At 42.0% G+C, this 17392-nt stretch carries 18 protein-coding genes; 17 read left to right on the forward strand and 1 reads right to left on the reverse strand.

All coding sequences use genetic code 11. The features are described from left to right. Positions 1–7 precede the first annotated feature (7 nt). The 17 genes from M1D30_RS05115 (at position 8) to M1D30_RS05195 (ending at position 16139) form a co-directional block, all read left to right on the forward strand. On the forward strand, positions 8–811 hold the full coding sequence (locus M1D30_RS05115; RefSeq protein WP_248506968.1) for a hypothetical protein: 804 nt from the start codon (positions 8–10) through the stop codon (positions 809–811). Next, positions 808–1329 (forward strand): C4-dicarboxylate ABC transporter, encoded by a 522-nt coding sequence (locus M1D30_RS05120; RefSeq protein WP_248506970.1) that lies wholly within the window; start codon positions 808–810, stop codon positions 1327–1329. The genes M1D30_RS05115 and M1D30_RS05120 overlap by 4 nt, the downstream gene beginning before the upstream one ends. Before the next feature lie 6 nt (positions 1330–1335). Further along, positions 1336–1620, forward strand: coding sequence for a hypothetical protein (locus M1D30_RS05125; protein ID WP_248506973.1), 285 nt, complete (start codon positions 1336–1338; stop codon positions 1618–1620). Beyond that, positions 1620–2240 (forward strand): hypothetical protein, encoded by a 621-nt coding sequence (locus M1D30_RS05130; RefSeq protein ID WP_248506975.1) that lies wholly within the window; start codon positions 1620–1622, stop codon positions 2238–2240. The genes M1D30_RS05125 and M1D30_RS05130 overlap by 1 nt, the downstream gene beginning before the upstream one ends. Next, positions 2224–3957 (forward strand): hypothetical protein, encoded by a 1734-nt coding sequence (locus M1D30_RS05135; RefSeq protein WP_248506976.1) that lies wholly within the window; start codon positions 2224–2226, stop codon positions 3955–3957. The genes M1D30_RS05130 and M1D30_RS05135 overlap by 17 nt, the downstream gene beginning before the upstream one ends. A gap of 79 nt (positions 3958–4036) precedes the next feature. Continuing rightward, on the forward strand, positions 4037–4408 hold the full coding sequence (locus M1D30_RS05140; protein ID WP_248506978.1) for a hypothetical protein: 372 nt from the start codon (positions 4037–4039) through the stop codon (positions 4406–4408). 12 nt (positions 4409–4420) lie between these two features. Continuing rightward, on the forward strand, positions 4421–4753 hold the full coding sequence (locus M1D30_RS05145; protein ID WP_248506980.1) for a hypothetical protein: 333 nt from the start codon (positions 4421–4423) through the stop codon (positions 4751–4753). Between the two features lie 419 nt (positions 4754–5172). Continuing rightward, positions 5173–5640, forward strand: coding sequence for a WYL domain-containing protein (locus tag M1D30_RS05150; RefSeq protein ID WP_248506982.1), 468 nt, complete (start codon positions 5173–5175; stop codon positions 5638–5640). 554 nt (positions 5641–6194) lie between these two features. Further along, a complete protein-coding gene (locus M1D30_RS05155; RefSeq protein ID WP_248506985.1) occupies positions 6195–6935 on the forward strand; it encodes a hypothetical protein in 741 nt (246 codons plus the stop codon). A gap of 62 nt (positions 6936–6997) precedes the next feature. Further along, positions 6998–7600 carry a hypothetical protein gene (locus M1D30_RS05160; RefSeq protein ID WP_248506988.1) on the forward strand — a complete coding sequence of 201 codons (603 nt, stop codon included), beginning with the start codon at positions 6998–7000 and terminating at the stop codon, positions 7598–7600. A 28-nt stretch (positions 7601–7628) separates the two neighbouring features. Beyond that, positions 7629–8522, forward strand: a complete 894-nt coding sequence (locus tag M1D30_RS05165) for a GIY-YIG nuclease family protein (RefSeq protein ID WP_248506991.1) — start codon at positions 7629–7631, stop codon at positions 8520–8522. Then, positions 8512–8772, forward strand: a complete 261-nt coding sequence (locus M1D30_RS05170; protein ID WP_248506992.1) for a hypothetical protein — start codon at positions 8512–8514, stop codon at positions 8770–8772. Before M1D30_RS05165 ends, M1D30_RS05170 begins: the two co-directional genes overlap by 11 nt. Before the next feature lie 24 nt (positions 8773–8796). Beyond that, positions 8797–10416: an N-6 DNA methylase gene (locus M1D30_RS05175; RefSeq protein ID WP_248506995.1), complete on the forward strand. Its 1620-nt coding sequence runs from the start codon at positions 8797–8799 to the stop codon at positions 10414–10416. Continuing rightward, the gene (locus M1D30_RS05180; protein WP_248506998.1) at positions 10403–11530 is read left to right on the forward strand and encodes a restriction endonuclease subunit S; all 1128 of its coding nucleotides are present in this window, start codon (positions 10403–10405) and stop codon (positions 11528–11530) included. The genes M1D30_RS05175 and M1D30_RS05180 overlap by 14 nt, the downstream gene beginning before the upstream one ends. Positions 11531–11537: 7 nt before the next feature. Beyond that, positions 11538–14879 (forward strand): type I restriction endonuclease subunit R, encoded by a 3342-nt coding sequence (locus tag M1D30_RS05185; RefSeq protein ID WP_248507001.1) that lies wholly within the window; start codon positions 11538–11540, stop codon positions 14877–14879. A 7-nt stretch (positions 14880–14886) separates the two neighbouring features. Beyond that, a complete protein-coding gene (locus tag M1D30_RS05190) occupies positions 14887–15672 on the forward strand; it encodes an ADP-ribosylglycohydrolase family protein (protein ID WP_248507002.1) in 786 nt (261 codons plus the stop codon). 2 nt (positions 15673–15674) lie between these two features. After that, the gene (locus tag M1D30_RS05195) at positions 15675–16139 is read left to right on the forward strand and encodes an NUDIX hydrolase (protein ID WP_248507004.1); all 465 of its coding nucleotides are present in this window, start codon (positions 15675–15677) and stop codon (positions 16137–16139) included. A gap of 349 nt (positions 16140–16488) precedes the next feature. Here the strand turns inward: M1D30_RS05195 and M1D30_RS05200 are convergent, their stop codons facing one another. Continuing rightward, positions 16489–17127: a VWA domain-containing protein gene (locus tag M1D30_RS05200; RefSeq protein WP_248507006.1), complete on the reverse strand. Its 639-nt coding sequence runs from the start codon at positions 17125–17127 to the stop codon at positions 16489–16491. Between the last annotated feature and the right edge of the window lie 265 nt (positions 17128–17392).

Here is a 17392-nt window from a genome sequence, read left to right on the forward strand (position 1 = left end):
AAAGAATATGAATCAAGACCCACAATTCACTTCCAAATTGCAGGCTTGGGTGAACACACCTGACAGCCAGAAAGATTGGGACGAAGGTGCCCTTCTGCTGCTCCAGCTTACGGGCAACCGTATCATGTATCATAACATCTCTATCAACCCTAAAGGGAAGGCAGAATTCATCAAAGGTCAGCTTCAGAAGTACCTCAATTTCCGTCTTCAGAAGCTCACCCGCGACCAGGTCTGCCAGATGCAGTCCGAGGTCGATGAAATCGTGAAAAAGGTTATCAAACCTGCCGCAGATTCAAGCACAGCCGATGCCGGCAAATCCGAGGAATTTGCCGATTTTAAGGCTGGCAAGCGTCCAGACCACGACGATCTGCCCGAAGAGATTCAGGCACTTTATGTAGAGAATCTGGACATCGTTCATCGTATGCGTGAGCTGCATATGAAACTACGCTCACTCAGCCTCGATAACGCCACCTGCCCAGACAGTGAGCGTTATCCGTTCCTGAAGGAAATCATTTCCCTCGATAAGAAGCGCGTTCAGAACTGGGACATCTACGACCACTTTATTCCTGGTACTCCAGTAACAGTCGAAGAGCCCAGCCCTGAAAATGAAGATTCCATCGAGTCAGAGCCTGCTTCCGATAACACCGACAAAGTGTCCGAAGCATCGGTTAATCCTGCCGATGTATCGGTTAATCCCAAAGAATTAACCGAATCATCTGAGCAGCCTGCAGAGGAGCCCGCTACTTCTGAGGCAAAGCCTAAGAAGAAGGCCACTACTAAGCGTACCACAAAGAAGCCCGCTAAGAAATGAAACGTACCGCATCCATGGCTGACGTTGTGAAGCCACTCTCAGAGTGCCCTTCACAAGCCTATCTCTCCAATGCCGTTCAGGTAGCCGACCTACTTGAATGGATTCTGGAGCAGGTAGGCACAGCCAAGGTGTGGCAAACTTCATTCTCTATCTCCGAGGAGTTCCTGCGCCGACTGTTTTTCATCGAAAAATCAGGGCGCGTCAGCGAGTTCAATCTGGTTCTTGACCACAAGGCCACGAACAAAACACTGAAGCTCTGGTCATTCATGACACAGGTAATTCAGCGCACCTTTCTCACTGACAATCACTCGAAGATTCTGCTGGTACAGGCTGAGTCTGGCGCTACAGTCTCAGTCATTACCTCACAGAACCTGACCCGAGGCAACCGCCACGAGTCAGCGTTTATATCGACGGACAAGGCCATCTTCGCCCGCTTGCACGCAGAGATTACCGATTTAATCGAAAATCACAGCGTTCCGCTTTACGACCTTTTCATTCAACGAATCCAAGACCAATAAGCCATCATGAAAAAAGTAGAATACACCGAAGAAATGCTCAATCAAGTAGAGCAATACGCCTCTATCTACCTAAAGATCTCAGATATAGCCGTACTTTTCGACATTCCCGCAGAGAAGCTCCGCGAGGATATTGCCGACCGTTCTACTGAAGTCAGCAAGCGTTACCACAAGGGCAAGGCCGCTTCAAAGGTGAAGCTGCTGCATCAGGAAATGCAGTTGGCTTATGTGGGTTCTCCCCTCGCCCTAGAGAACGCCCAGAAGAATCTCATGGATATGGAAGACGACGAATAATGCCACTACCCAGTATCATAGATATCGCCCGAGCTGACCTCTACACACAGCGTGAAGACTTAGAGGCCAAGTATGCTATCACACAGGTTGACCACATTCTCCGCCTGCGTGATATGGTGACGTGGTGTATCTCTAACTGCGACGCTAAAGACCGCCAGTTCGTGGATGAGATCATGCAGCGTTACGGCATCAGCAAGGTCACTGCCTACGCTGACCTGAAAATCGTGAAGTCCCTGTTACCAAATCTCTCAGAGGCCTCACGCGACTATCACCGTTGGCGCTATAATGAGATGATACTGGAGACGTACCAGATGGCCAAGAAGCGCAAGGATACAAAGACAATGGAAAAAGCCGCCACTTCCTACGCTAAATACAACCGCATCGACGTCGAGGACGAGACAGCCGTACCATATCACATGATAGTAGTGCAGCCCTTCTTCCCCACCACCGATCCACGTGTCGTTGGTATCAATCCTGTACCTAACATCGACGAACGTATCAAGAAGCTTACCAAGGAACTGGGCGCTTCTAACCCTGATACGCTGAATATCGAGTACGAGGAAGCCGACATGAACTTTGAAGAGATTTTCGACGAAAAGAAAGATGAGCCAGCAGAATGATTTAACCAAGGCTTGGGACATTGAAGCCCGCCAGCACGAGAAGCGTGTGTACTTCAACAAGCCACAGCTCATGGCCCAGTACATCGGCGCCAAGACAACAGTCATTGTCGCTGGCCGTCGTACTGGTAAGACGGACTCTATCGCCTCGCCATTCGTGCTGCGTAATATGCAGCGAATGCCGGGCAGTACGGGTGGTATCGTGGTACCGACATTCAAGCATGGCCTCACGAACACCATCCCTGGACTGTTGGCTGCATGGAAGCGCTGGGGCTACTTAAACGGCATCCACTATGTGGTTGGCCGTAAGCCGCCAAAGTCCTTCGGTAAGCCCATCACCGAGCCTGCTGACTATGAGCACGTCATCACCTTTTACAACGGCTCCATAGCAGTTATCATCTCTCAGGACCGCCCTGGTTCTTCTAACTCTCTGACCCTATCTTGGCTTCTCATTGACGAGGCCAAGTTCATTGATTACAATAAGCTGAAGGATGAGACACTACCTGCCAACGGCGGTATTCGCTCGTACTTCGGCCATCATTCTTTCAACCACGCCATGATGGTTCTCTCCGATATGCCCCAGACGCAGAAAGGTTCCTGGTTCCTGCATTATCGGGAAAAGATGGATCCCCAGCTCATCGAGGCGATTCAGGGCACCATCTACAAGATTTGGGAGACAAAAGAGCGTATTGCCCGCCTGAAAGAACAGCACCAACCTATTCCCCAGTACCTGAAGGGCTATCTCAAATGGTTGGACCAGTCGCTGAACAAGTTCCGCTCAGTGGCGGTGTACTACAAGGAGTACAGCACCATTGAGAACTTGCAGCTCCTGGGCGAAGAGTATCTTCGTCAGATGAAGCGCGACTTGACTCCGAAAACATTCCAGACCAGTATTCTGTGTCAGCGCATAGGTATCACGCACGACGGTTTCTATTCGTCGATGCAGGAGCATCACAAGTATGATGCCTCGAACTTTGCGTACCTCGACGAACTCGGTTATGACAAGATCCTGAAAGAGACAAGCCAGCAGAACTACGACATAAAAGCCGCGTCGCAGTTCTCCACCCTCGGCAGCAGCATAGACAGCCGCGCCGATGAAGACGTTAACCCTCTGGCCCCAATTTGCATCGGCATGGACTACAATGCCAATATAAACTGGATTGTAGCAGGACAGCCAAGCGGCAACCGCTTGAACGTCCTCAAATCCTTCTACGTCAAATTCGAACGTAAGATTCCCGCCTTGGTCGATGATTTCTGCGCATACTACGCTTATCATCAGAACAAGACGGTCATCTTCTACTACGACGCCACGGCCCTCGGCTCGAACTATGCCGTTAACGACCAGGACTTCCGCTATGTCGTCGTCCATGAGTTTGAGCGCCACGGGTGGCAGGTACAGGATGTGTACCTGGGCAACCCGATGCGCCACGACGAGAAGTACCTCCTCATCAATCAGGGCTTCGCTGGCAAGCAGCGCCTCATGCCGTTCTTCAATCGCCAGAATAACGATGACCTTATCCTGGCCATTCAGTCTGCCGGTGTCGAACGTGGGCGCCTCGGCTTCCGCAAGAACAAGTCTATGGAAAAGCAGCCGGAGTCCGAAGAGGACCTGCTCGAGCACCGTACCGACGGCACCGACGCTTTCGATACACTGTATATCGGCTGTGAGAAGTTCCCCCAGCACGACGTCTATCCCATCGCCCTTGGTGGAGTTTTGTGAAAAAAAACTATTAAATGGCTTTCTTTCGTATATTTTATGTACCTTTGCCGAGGTTTTGTACAAAAATGGAAAAGATAAGATGAATATAATATCGAAAGTATTCTCCCTAAAAGGTGCATTCTGTATGGTGTTCGCATCACTTGTCATCAGTTTTGCAAGTTGTAACAAGAACGACACCATAGAACAGCCAGCTCCAAGAACAATGGAACTGTTATACATCGAGAGCAAAGGCCTTCCGGAAACCTCAGCTGATAGCGTATTTTCATTCGGCCATAAGTTCTGCGACCACATGAACAAGAATTTAAATGATCAGTATGACGAATATTTCCAGCCTACTGTTGACAACATGGTAAATGCAGCAGCTGGATTTGGCTATAAGCTCACTATAAATACTGGCATAAGCATCAAGATTAATGATGAATGGCTCGGTGATACAACCATCTATTTCTAAAATCCAATAAAAATGAAAAAGAATCCTACAGACGAGGAGCTGCAGAAGCTCTGGAATGAAAACATCGGTTCCCTTGCTTACGACCTTGAGGAAGCTTTCCTCGAAGTTTTCAGCAAGAGAGGTTCAAAATTCCAGAAGCCAGCCTTTTATCTGGGTGCCATAGCTATGGCTGCAGGTCACGTTCTGCAGGTGACGGAAAAGGAGTTCGACTACAAGCACGACCTCAAAGCTTCTTTTGATGATATCCTTAAACAAACGTACAATCATTACAAGCAGCACCTTTCAGACGAGGATAATTCTTCCTCTGTCATACCATCTATCATGGACACCACTTTGCTTAATTAATCGCAAAAGTGTGCACCAAATGGAAAGTTTTAGCCACAAATCAGACAAAAACACCTATCTAACTTAGTTTTTTTTCTCTTTTTGGTTAAATATTCATCTTTTTGTCTAATTTTGCCGCCGATTTTATTAGACAAAGAGAAATAATAACAAAGATGGCAAACACGAAACATTCTGTAGCTCGTGAGATCATCATCGACCGACTACTGCATAAAAGGCGCGGGTACTCCGTGTATGAGATACTAGATATAGTGAATGAATCTCTCAAATTTGAGGGGTATGGACCTGTTTCTTTAACTACCATACGTAGAGACTTGGACACTATAAGGTATCGTTACAAACAAAAACTGGAAGCTCATAAGAAAAGCTTCAATGTTTATTTCCGTTATGAAGACCCGAATTTTACAATTTACAATAATGTATTGACTTTTGGAGAACTTCAGCATATTCAATCAGCACTACTGGCAATCCGCTTCAGCGATGAAATACAGGGTACATTGATGTATATGGAGCTTTCGAAGCGCCTCGCGGATATGTTTGATCTCGACCCAGCCAGCGACCCAATTGTACTTTACAAGAACATTCCTTCAAGTACAGACTGTAAGCGTTACCGTGCTCTTTATGAGTTTATCCGCACCAAGACGCCCATTTCCATCACCTACTATCCTAGTATTGACGAGAAACGGCGTGAGTCTACCATCCACCCTTATTTTATCTTGAAGGATAACTCCAAATATTATCTTCTTGGCCATGACTCTGACAACGATACTTCCGTCAAAATTCCAATCTCAAACATCGTCCGCATGTGTGCAGCTGAAGGCGTCTCCTATATCCCCAACAAGGATTTCCCCCTGAAGGATTTCTACACCAAACACATTACCCATTATTAGCTCATTAATGTTCCACTTCCCCACTCTCGGTACTCTTAAAGAATCGAGAGCGGGTAATTGATGCTACAATCTAAAACCAATGGTTTTATCGGCATTTTAAATATTAAATTGGCTTGATTTCGCCCTATTACGAAAATTTTTATTAAATAAATCCGCTTAACTAACTTAGTTTGTTAAAATTTAGCTATATTTGTAGCCAATTAGCAGTTTTGGTTTTCCATTACTACTACCCGACAAAGACCACCAAGGCATTTGTGCCTAAACGACATAGAGAAAAAGTTTCTCCCTTGCAGTGTATTAATAGGCTTGGTCGCCTGCCGGAATACTTGTTGGGGAGGTTGAGATAGTTTAAACAGAATGTTCAGAAAAAGAAATAAATACTTCCATCAAGATCGCATTGCCATGCGTATAGCTTCACGCTATGGCCTTACATACGAGTATAAACTTGCTCGGCGCAAAAGTCTCTCCCCTATAGAGGCTCTTGAAGATTGGGATATGATGATGCCTGAGGATTATAATCTATTTAATATCTAATAACTAAATTCTATAAAGGTATGAAGAAAATTATTCTTTTATTGGCAGTAGCCCTACTTGCTTCTTGTGGTCCAAGAATGCAGCATCCAAAAGAGAAACAAAACGAACTTGTTGAGTATTTACTCAAATATAAAGAGGCTAGATATAACACTGGTAACTCTATCCAGATGGACGAATTGTGGCAGGAGCGCGAAGATGGTCTGGTATTGCTACAGGACAGTCTTGGCATTTTTCACAACGTAAAAGGTCGAATAGAGCAAATCAGAGCAAATAACATTGGTAATTCAAAGGTTTTGGAATTTGAAATTCAAATAGAGCCACAAGAGTATTTTAAAATTGACTTGGACTGTAAGTATATCATACCACAAGACAGTGTAAAAAATGATAGTTTATATAATCTCATAAAATCTCTTTCAAATTATACTACGGTGTTTGTAGATGGAGCAATAGCTATAACATCAAAGTTGAAACCTGATAATTCTTCAATAAGTGAAAAGGATCTACAATTAAGTTACCCAGATTACAATTTCAATGTTGTATCACTTTCAACATCGGAGTTACCAGATATCAGCAGTAACTTGAGAAATGCTATAATAATTTGGCGCAAGAGTTTTGAGTGTATACTGAAGAATGGAAAGTCTGCAGAAACTGATGATAATATTGAAGCTTTCAAAAAAGCAACACAGGTCCTGACGCCTGCAGAGAATGTGTACTTGAGTAAATACATTAATGTCTGCTCCATTGATTTATATAGAGATTAAGACATAATGAATCCAGAATATTATTGTTTATTTGAAAATAAAACTACAAACAATATAGAATTATGAAAAGAATCTTTGCCTTAGCATCAGCTGCAATAGCAGCTTCAAGTAGTTTTGCATACTACGGTAGTTATTCATCATCAAGCTATGAAATGCCTGGATGGATTACCTTTATGGGAATAATTATGATTGTATGGGGGATTTTGGAGATTATTCTGTTCTTCAAGATATGGGGGATGACCAACGATATAAAGGCACTAAAGAAAGATCATTTCAATGAATCTGTTTTTGAAACAAAGTCTGGAATGGCCAGATACTTAAGAAACAACTTGGTTCTTGGCAACATGGAGAATGTTAAGAAGACATTATTAAAGAATTTCATTGATAATGTGGAACATGGCTATGGAGAATTGCCAACAGGCGGTTATGTGAAAGACGAGAAAGGCAATGACATATGGGTAAGATTTGAAGAGAAAAACCTTAATGAGTCTATTATTCCTTACGTTAACAATCTAATTCTCCAGTATGGCAAAATTGGCGAAGAAGTACCCGTTTACATTACACGTATGAAAACGTTTAGGGACTACTACAAACTATTTGTTAAGGAGGATTTAGAAGTAAACGTGGAAAGGAAAATTGAAGTTGTAGATAGTAGAGGTCAATAAAAAAGCTGAGTTCTAAAAGTCAAGAGATATGGCAATACTTACTGTTTATACTAAGTTGCTCGACAAGACTTTAGAAGGTGCTCGTATCATTGATATGGGTAGCACCAAGTCGTGCGAGTGCTTTGTTCTGCCTCGCAACAAAGTGGCTGAAGTAGCCAAGAAGCAGCCACACTTGCAGCAGTATGGTTTCTACATTCTGCTGGGACGAGATAAAAACATGAAACCTATGGCCTATGTTGGCCAGACCAACGACTTCACAAATCGTGTAAACGACCACAAGCAAAAGAAAGACTTTTGGGACACGGCCCTAGTTTTTGTATCAAAGTCAGACGAGATATTCCCAAGTGAAGCACTTTATCTTGAATATCTTGGTTGGAAAGCTGCTAAGGAAGCTAACAATTATATCATCGAAAACTCGAAGGATATCAACGAGCCACACCTCTCAGCTGACAAGCAAAATGAAATGGAGCTTTTCTTCGAGGACATTCAGTTTTTGACTCGCTTCTATGGCTGCAAGGTGTTTGATCGTCCGGAGAAGATGCCAGAGGTAGAGAAATACATGGAGTTCAAGATGCACATGCCCAAGTATGGTATGCTTGCTTTCTTGAACTTCTATCGTGAGAGCAAACGCTATATTATTACTAGTGGCAGCACTATCATTGGCGAAACTTTCAAGAGTTGTCCCAAAGGATTGGCTGAATTCAGGAAACAAGTGATGGCTAACAAGAAACTTGCTCTAAAAGATGGCGAATTATACATTTTGCAGCAGGACATCGATTTATCTGAATTAGTTAGCTCACCATCAGGTGCTGCATCCTTCTGTGCTGGTACATCCTATCAAGGTACAGAGGCTTGGATAGATAGTGAGCAGAAAAAATATCCATCAGATTGGTGGAAATCAGAAGAAGCAAATGGCAAATAGAAACGTAACTGATACACAAGGTAGAGTCTGGAGACGCTGTGCGATTCCAGATGGAGTTACGTTGGCCAATGGCGAAAGCAAAGATCGAATAGAAAAAGAACTGCGCAAAAAGAAACAAAGGGCTAAAGAACAAGACCGTAGAGCAAAAGAAAAGGCAAAGAGAAAAGCCAAAATCAAAAGAGAAAATGCTCGAAAGGAATGGGAGGAGCGCCCTCAAATTATATACACCCCTATGGGGAATAAAAGATAGACAAATAAATAACACGATCAAAATATGGCAAAGAAAACAAGTAAAAAAGAAGAAACACTTAATCTTGATAATATTCTTTTCAAGTGTAGGGATATTCTTAGGAATGCTAAGAATTCTGGTTCTTTTTTTGAAAAAAGAGATATGATGCTTACCCTCGTATTCCTCCGATTTATCGGGGAAAAATACGAAGATGGTGTAGCCAATCTACGAAAAACCCTTATCGAGCAGGGATTAGATCCAGATAACGAAGAAATCCGCAAGGCTTTCTTTGATGATGCCACATTCGCTGATGGAACATTCGATCTTCCTATTGAAGCAAGATGGTCTACTATTATTAATACTGCTGCGCCAAATCTAAATGTAGCACTTGATAATGCTCTAAAAAGCGTCGCTCAAGCAAACAAACAGTTAAAAGGGTGCTTCGTTGAAGGTACGTTTACACAAAGAAATATCGGAGCCAATGATATGAAGAAAATCATTGACGAGGTAAATAAAATCAGTCACAAAGCTTTTGGGGAAGAAAAGGATCTCATTGGACGTGTATACGAGTATTTTCTTAAAGAGTTTGCAGTAAATGCCACTAAGGAAGAAGGAGAATTTTACACGCCGCACGATGTGGTACAGCTAATTGCTACAGTAATCGAGCCATTTGATGGTACACTTTATGACCCCTGCTGTGGTTCTGGTGGAATGTTTATCCAGAGCTCAGAGTTGGTTAAAGCCAAACAAGGGGACATCAGTCGTATTAATGTGTATGGCCAGGAGAAAGAGGCAGCTACCTATCGCCTTGCAAAGATGAACCTTGCTCTTCGTGGAATCAGTCACAATCTTGGAAGCGAAAGTGATTCATCTTTCACAAACGACCTGCATAAGGGACTTTACTTCGATTACATAATGGCTAATCCACCATTCAATCTTAAAGGATGGTGGACAGACAAACTTAAAGGCGATGCGCGATGGACTGACTATGGTACACCTCCAGAAAGTAACGCAAACTATGCCTGGATTCTTCACATGCTATCACATCTTAAGCCATTGTCGGGAGTTGCAGGTTTCCTTCTTGCAAACGGTGCCTTAGGTGACCCTGATGCACTAGAAATACGTAAAAAACTCATAGAAGCCGATAAGGTGGAAGCAATAATTATTCTGCCAAGAGATCTCTTTATTTCTACAGACATTAGTGTTACCTTTTGGATTCTGAATCAGAATAAAAAGGGAGGGACATATCATGGGCGTGAACTCAGAAATAGAGAAAAAGAGATTCTATTTATGGACCTCAGAAGATGGATGGAAAATCCTGTTAAAGGTGAACAAAAAAAGAAAGTACTTCTTAGCTCAGAGCAGATTAAGCGCGCTGCAGAAATCTATCATCAATGGCAAGCAAAAGGAACCGACGGCAATCATTTTGAAGAGCCAGAATTATATAAAAGTGTAAGTGTTGAAGGAGAAGGAGGAATTAAAGAGAACAATTGGACTCTTGTACCAAGTAAATACATCAAGTTTATCGACCATGATTTGGAAATTGATTATCCAAAAGAAATGGTACGAATACAGCAAGAAATGCAAAAATTAATTCAGCAAGAGAAAGAATCACAGAAGATGTTGGAAGAAGCATTTAATGGTATTGGATATGGGATTAACTAAATATAATATTGGATACTTTGTTGAGCCGTATAATGAAAAATGCGGCATCGCCAACTTATTGCCAGATCAAATTTCAGGGATTAATATAGACAAGGAATTCTTTGAACCAGCAAGACAAGTTGGCGACGACACGAGCAATTATAAAATTGTTCCATCAGATTATTTTGCGTGTAATTTGATGCATGTTGGAAGAGATGAAGTACTGCCCATCGCACTCAATCATAGTAAAAAAAATAAAGTAGTCAGTCCTGCATATACTGTTTTCAAATTAAAGCATGAAGACCTTCTTCTTAAAGAATATTTCTTTATACTTCTGAAATCATCTGAAAAGGATAGATATTTTTGGTTCCACACAGATTCATCTATACGACAAGGTCTGTCTTGGGAAGATTTTTGTGACATTGACATAACACTCCCCTCAATCGAGGTGCAACGTAAATTCGTTGATGTTTATATGGCTCTTCAAAAAAATCTTGAATCATACCAAAGCAGAGTCGATGATTTAAAACTCGTATGCGATGGATATATTGATCAGTTAAAAAAGAAATGTAAAAAAGAAACAATTGGTGAGTATATCATCCAGTGTGATGAAAGAAATGCTGACAACAAGTATACGCTAGAAAACCTTCGAGGAATATCTATACAAAAAGTTTTCATTGACACGAAAGCTGATATGATGGATGTCTCTCTATCTCCATATATCCTCGTGAAGCCAAAATACTTTGCTTTTGTACCCGTAACCTCAAGAAACGGTGATAAAATTACAATTGCTTATAATGACTCTGAAGATACATATATTGTATCATCTGCCTATAATGTATTCGATATTTCAGACAAAGACAAATTAGATCCTGAATATCTATTTATGTATTTAAGCAGACCTGAGTTTGATAGATATGCCCGATTCAACTCATGGGGTAGCGCGAGAGAAGTTTTCACCATGGATGATATGAAGGATGTCAAAATCCCGATTCCGAATATAGGGACACAGCGAGATATTGTAAAAATACATCGCTGCTATATTGAACGTCAGCGTATAGCTTCTCAACTGAAAGAGCAACTCAATAAGATGTGTCCTATTTTAATAAAAGGTTCATTAGAAACAAATAACTAAGAACAATATGGCAAAGAAACTTAAAAACATCAATGGTCACTTTGTAGAAAGCGACTATGAAAATGCACTCATTTCCTTTTTGGAAAATGAAAACTGGCAATACTTGTATGGGGATAATATTCCAAGAGCAAGTAGAAGAGAAGTTCTTTATATGGACGACCTCATTCATTTCTTAGAGAAAACGAATGAGGACTTAGAAGATGATGAGATTTGCCAGCTGGCAGAAAACATCAGGCTCATTGGTGCAGATACCGACTTTGCCACATTGCATAAAGTATATGGCTGGATGGTTAATGGTGTACAATATGTTTCCAAGAAAGGTGCGACAAAGACCATCAACTATATCGACTTTAAAAATATAGAAAACAATATTTTTAGGGTTATCAATCAGTTTACTGTAGATTATATCAATAATGGCGAAGTGAAGAATAGGCGTCCTGACGTCCTCTTATATGTAAATGGATTACCCGTATGCATTATTGAACTAAAGAATCCTGCAGATGAAAAGGCCACCATTAATGACGCGTGGGAGCAAATAAACATACGCTATTGGAGAGATATTCCAGAATTACTTCATTATTGCCCACTAGCATGCATTAGCGATGGTGTTAAGACACGTCTTGGTACAGTTCGAACTCCATACGAGCATTTCTATGCATGGCGAAGAGTCGAGAACGAAGATGAAATTTCGACCATGCCATTTGAAGAATTATCTACGATGGTTAAAGGTGTTTATCGCCCTGACAGATTCCTTGAAATCTTTAGGGACTACATACTTTTCCAAGACGAGGAATTCGACTGCGACGAGAAAGAAATTGTTTGTCGATACCCACAATTCTTCGCAGCTCGTCTGTTACGAGAAAGCGTAGTCAAGTCAGTTAAAGAGCAGCAGGCTGGCAATGGCGACGGAAAAGGTGGTACATATTTTGGCGCTACTGGATGTGGTAAGACTTACACCATGGCATTTTTAGCTCGCCAGCTCTCTATGAGGTGTATGAATGATATTGGTTCGCCTACAATTTTAATGATTGTTGACCGTGACGATCTTCAGAAACAGGGTGCAAAACTGTTTATGAAGAGTGAAGAGTTCCTAGGCTTAGGAGTTGTAGAGACTGTCCCCAGTAGAAAAAAACTTCGCGAAGAGCTCAAAGCTCGTGAAAGTGGAGGATTCTTTATTTGTACCATACAAAAATTCTGCGACAGAAAGGATGACCCCATCGGGCTTATTAACGAACGTTCTAATATTATCTGTTTCAGTGACGAAGCTCATAGAACACAGATAGAAGGCTCTCGTCGTATAAAATTCAGCGATGATGACGACGAGAATATGAAGGCTTTGATATCCAAGCCTTATGCTACAGTACTACGTGAGGCATTTCCCCATGCTACATTCGTAGGATTTACAGGAACTCCTATTGAAGAGACATACCAGACATTCGGTAAGGAAATTGACCGATATACTATGGACCAGGCTGTAGCAGATGAAATTACTGTGCCAATAAAATACCATCCAAGAATAGCTAAGGTTCTTCTTGACCAAGAGAAAGCTAAAGAGATAGAAGCATATTATGCGAAATGTGCAGAAGAAGGTTCTACTAAGGAGGATATAGCAAAGAGCAAGAAAGCTATGAGTTCTCTAGAAGTAATACTTGGTGAATCCGACAGACTTGATAAATTGGCTGTGGACATACATGATCATTATGTAGCTGCTGTAGCTAATGACCCTGACAGAGTACAAAAGGCCATGATTGTAAGTTCTAAAAGAGAAATAGCATATGCATTACTTTTGAAATTCAAGGATCGCTATCCAGAATGGTTCGAAGAAAGGAAGACTCCTGAAGGCGTTGAAGTACCAAAGGAAGAGCTCGATAAGATGGAGAAAGTTCCAATGCTTGCAATGGTTGCGAGTGTTGCTAGTAATGATGCAAAAGATATGTATGATTATCTTGGTGGCGTTAAAAACGACAAGCGTACAGATAAATTTGATGCTGCTTTTAAACAGGTCCACTCAAATTTCCGTATCGCTCTTGTTGTAGACATGTGGATTACAGGATTCGACGTCGACTGTCTGACATATATGTATAATGACAAACCGTTACAGAAGCATTCACTAATACAGACAATTAGCCGCGCAAATCGAAAATTTCCTGGAAAGGAATATGGTTTAATAGTCGACTACATTGGAATCCGCGACCAAATGTTAGAGGCTAGGAAAATGTATGGAGGCGGTGGTTCTGTAGCTCCTACAGAAGACGACGTCGAACAAGCGACTGTTTTATTCCTGCAGCAGTTGGAAATTCTTAAATCGCTGTTTAAGGATTATGACCTTACACCTTTCTTGGACGTTAAGACTGATCCAGCTAGGCGATACATTCTTCTTGCTAAGGCTGCAGAGTATGTTTTCTCTTCAAATGAGAAATTTAATCTGACTAGCAAAGACGGTAAGAAAACAAAGCCTGTATCATTCAAAACATATTTCCTGCAAAATGTCAAAAGAATGAGGAAAGCTTATGATATATGTCAGCCTTCAGGCGAGCTCCCTGAAGATGTATCTGCTCTTGCTCAATGCTTCATGGCGATTGCTGGTATGGTATATAAAATGAATGGTACCGACGCCCCCGATACAGACACAATGAACAGGCGTGTTGCAAAGATGGTGGAGGAAGCCTTAAAATACAACAAGGTCGAGAGCATCCTTGAAGAAGGTGAGGAAATGGACATCTTTGGTCCAGAATTTATCGAGCGTCTTTCAGACATAAAGATGCCAGCATCAAAACTTGAGATGCTGATAAAACTTCTTCGCCAGCAAATCACTGATTACGGTAGAACAAACCAAGTTGCATCTAAAAAGTTCCAAGAAATGCTGGAAGAAACCATCAAACAATATCATGAGCGCAGAAAATTCCTTTCTGAGGAAGAAGCTGGGGCTACACAGAATGAGACTTCGGATGATATCATTAAAGCAGCTACAGAACAGGCACTTCGGATATTGAAAGGGATGAAAGAGGATAGAGAAAGTTTCCGAAAGTTAGGATTAACATTTGAAGAAAAAGCATTCTACGATATTCTTATTCACCTTAGAGACAAGCACAATTTTGTTTATGGTGAGGATAAGACAATTGATGGTGTCGTAATCAACGAAAAATGTAAGAGCTTGGCATGTAAAATACGTGAAATCATTGATGCAAAATCTTCATTTGCCGATTGGATTAATAACGAAAGAGTCCGTGAACAGCTTAAATTAGACATCAAGATATGTCTCGTTAAAAACGGCTATCCACCTCAGTACACTCCAGAGGTATTTAGAGATGTAATGGGACAAGTGGAGAATTTTAAAGAAAACGAATAGAAATAGTATGTTAGGAGCAATCATTGGAGATATCGTAGGTAGCCGATGGGAATTCAATCCCACGAATGACTACAATTTCGAATGGCTGTCCGAAGAAAACGGCTTCACCGACGATACTATATGTACTGTCGGTGTAGCCGATGCTTTATTAAATGACCGCGACTTCGGCGAGAGCATCCACAACTGGTGCCGTCGTTATCCACATCCTAAAGGTGGATATGGTGGACGTTTTGCTCAATGGGTACAAATCGACAATCCTCAGCCATACAACAGTTTTGGAAACGGCTCAGCCATGCGAGTCTCTCCAGTAGCTTATTGTTATAACAATATCGACGAGGTGCTTGATGCCGCTGCAGCCACAGCCCTCCCCTCTCATAATCATGATGAAGGTATAAAAGGGGCTCAGACCGTGGCACTTGCAATTTTCAGAGCTCTTCAGTTTGGCGAACAAGCACCAGATCACATTGCCGAAATTCTTAAAGAGTGTGTCCAGTTCTCTGACTATGATATCAACATCAATAAAGCCGAGGTTATCAATCGGTTCGATGAAACTTGCCAGGGCACAGTACCGGTAGCACTATGGATTATCGGCATCAGCGATGGCTTTGAGGATGCAGTTCGTAAGGCTGTAAGCCTCGGTGCAGACGCCGACACATTGGGCGCCATCGTTGGCAGTATCGCTGAAGCAATCTGGGGAATACCCGAGGAAATGAAGAAAGAAATAATGAGCTTCTTATCAAATGAAATGAAGCAGGTAATAAGTGAGTTCTATGAACATATAAGCAGAATATAGAAATGAAATACAGCTACAAATACCCTCGACCTGCAGTTACAGCTGATTGCGTAGTGATTACAAATGAACCACTCCCGAAGGTTCTGCTCATTCAGAGAGGTGCAGAACCTTTCAAAGGTTCATGGGCATTCCCTGGCGGATTTATGAACATGGATGAGTCCACGGAAGAATGCGCCATTCGTGAGCTGGAGGAAGAGACGGGGCTGAAAGTGACCACCGTTCATCAGATTGGAGCATACTCTAAAGTTGACCGTGATCCGCGAGGTCGTACAATCACCGTGGCATACCTCGCCATCATCGACTCCCCTCAGGAGGTTCGAGGTCAGGACGATGCTGCTAAGGCTGAGTGGTTCCCGATTACAGAATTACCGCAACTCTCATTTGACCACTTTGATATCCTGCAAGATGCAACAAGAATTTATGGACATAATCTAAATGAGGACTTCAAAATGCAAAAAAAAACTTGAAGGGTTTGATGCCCTTCAAGAACTATCTACTCTCTTACAAAAATATAGAGGCTACTTGAGCTATTAAACTAAGTACTGCGAGAAAAATTCCCCACTTTTCTCCTCTAGTCATCTTGTTAGGTTGAGTTTTCTAGTTTGTATCCTCAACCTAACAGTTTATGAAAAAGCAGTTATTAAAACTGCAATTTTTAAAATTATTCATATCCTATTAAATTAAATTTACGTAGGTAGATTTAGGTCGTGCCTACTTCCAGACCAGTATGAGCTTAATAAGCGGAGCAAAGGTAACAAAAATAATTAAGAAAATAAAAAAATCCATATAAAATTATTCAAATCTTCTATTTTTCTATCAGTCTTCCCTAAAGAAATCTCCCTTACCCATCACCGTACCTTCGGCTACGCAACAGTTGTAGCGTTCTCGGCTCCGGCGTTCACGGGCGAACATCTCCTTGGTACCTTTCTCATCCTGAGTAAAATCCATATGTTCCTCGATGGCAAACGACTGGGCCATCTCCTCCACATCAAGATTTTCAGTTCCAATCAGCGTGAAAGTCCAGTTCTGTTTCTTCAGCTTCTCGATAAGGGTACGTACCATCTTCAGCGACCATTCCTCTGAACAGTTCTCGTAACCGTCTGTTATGATGGTCACAAGGACATGATCGCCATCTTCTACTTGGGCGTTAACCTTTGAGATTCCCTTTCCGATAGCATCGTAAAGCGGAGTGGCAGCACAAGGATGGTACGCTTTCCACTTCAAATCCGATGTTTTGTCTGCAAGCGTATTGTCATAGTGCAGTTTGGTGTGGTCGCTGTCAAAGGTTATCAGCGTTACGTACTGAATCTGGTTGGGGTACTTCTTCTGCATCATGCGGACAGTCTGCAGGGTTTCATTCATACCTGTGAAGGCCTGTTTGCGGATACGCTCCATTGAACCGCTTTCGTCTACAATAATCAAGTTGTGAACTCTTGTTGGAATTAAATCTGTCATAGTTGTAAATTTTAAAGGGTGAATACTATTTTCAACATGTCTTTATCACTTTAAAGAAGATTTTCGAAAAAAATTAAGTAGTATCACGATTTTTTTCGTATATTCGCCCCATAAAACAATAATATGACCTATAGACGACTATCTGACAAGGAGATTCTAAGGGGCTTCCGCCAGGGCGACGCCGACATTATCCGTACTTATTTCTACGGATATTGTGAGGTCGGCTATTATATTTTCGACCAGCGGTATCAGCTTCATGAGAAAG

Source organism: Prevotella sp. E15-22, assembly GCF_023204875.1.
Lineage (GTDB): Bacteria > Bacteroidota > Bacteroidia > Bacteroidales > Bacteroidaceae > Prevotella.

Excerpts from the sequence above, each read along its gene's own strand:
- M1D30_RS05115 (WP_248506968.1), top strand. The coding sequence starts at position 8 with ATGAATCAAGACCCACAATTCACTTCCAAATTGCAGGCTTGGGTGAAC.
- M1D30_RS05120 (WP_248506970.1), top strand. The coding sequence starts at position 808 with ATGAAACGTACCGCATCCATGGCTGACGTTGTGAAGCCACTCTCAGAG.
- M1D30_RS05125 (WP_248506973.1), top strand. The coding sequence starts at position 1,336 with ATGAAAAAAGTAGAATACACCGAAGAAATGCTCAATCAAGTAGAGCAA.
- M1D30_RS05130 (WP_248506975.1), top strand. The coding sequence starts at position 1,620 with ATGCCACTACCCAGTATCATAGATATCGCCCGAGCTGACCTCTACACA.
- M1D30_RS05135 (WP_248506976.1), top strand. The coding sequence starts at position 2,224 with ATGAGCCAGCAGAATGATTTAACCAAGGCTTGGGACATTGAAGCCCGC.
- M1D30_RS05140 (WP_248506978.1), top strand. The coding sequence starts at position 4,037 with ATGAATATAATATCGAAAGTATTCTCCCTAAAAGGTGCATTCTGTATG.
- M1D30_RS05145 (WP_248506980.1), top strand. The coding sequence starts at position 4,421 with ATGAAAAAGAATCCTACAGACGAGGAGCTGCAGAAGCTCTGGAATGAA.
- M1D30_RS05155 (WP_248506985.1), top strand. The coding sequence starts at position 6,195 with ATGAAGAAAATTATTCTTTTATTGGCAGTAGCCCTACTTGCTTCTTGT.
- M1D30_RS05160 (WP_248506988.1), top strand. The coding sequence starts at position 6,998 with ATGAAAAGAATCTTTGCCTTAGCATCAGCTGCAATAGCAGCTTCAAGT.
- M1D30_RS05165 (WP_248506991.1), top strand. The coding sequence starts at position 7,629 with ATGGCAATACTTACTGTTTATACTAAGTTGCTCGACAAGACTTTAGAA.
- M1D30_RS05170 (WP_248506992.1), top strand. The coding sequence starts at position 8,512 with ATGGCAAATAGAAACGTAACTGATACACAAGGTAGAGTCTGGAGACGC.
- M1D30_RS05175 (WP_248506995.1), top strand. The coding sequence starts at position 8,797 with ATGGCAAAGAAAACAAGTAAAAAAGAAGAAACACTTAATCTTGATAAT.
- M1D30_RS05180 (WP_248506998.1), top strand. The coding sequence starts at position 10,403 with ATGGGATTAACTAAATATAATATTGGATACTTTGTTGAGCCGTATAAT.
- M1D30_RS05185 (WP_248507001.1), top strand. The coding sequence starts at position 11,538 with ATGGCAAAGAAACTTAAAAACATCAATGGTCACTTTGTAGAAAGCGAC.
- M1D30_RS05190 (WP_248507002.1), top strand. The coding sequence starts at position 14,887 with ATGTTAGGAGCAATCATTGGAGATATCGTAGGTAGCCGATGGGAATTC.
- M1D30_RS05195 (WP_248507004.1), top strand. The coding sequence starts at position 15,675 with ATGAAATACAGCTACAAATACCCTCGACCTGCAGTTACAGCTGATTGC.
- M1D30_RS05200 (WP_248507006.1), bottom strand. The coding sequence starts at position 17,127 with ATGACAGATTTAATTCCAACAAGAGTTCACAACTTGATTATTGTAGAC.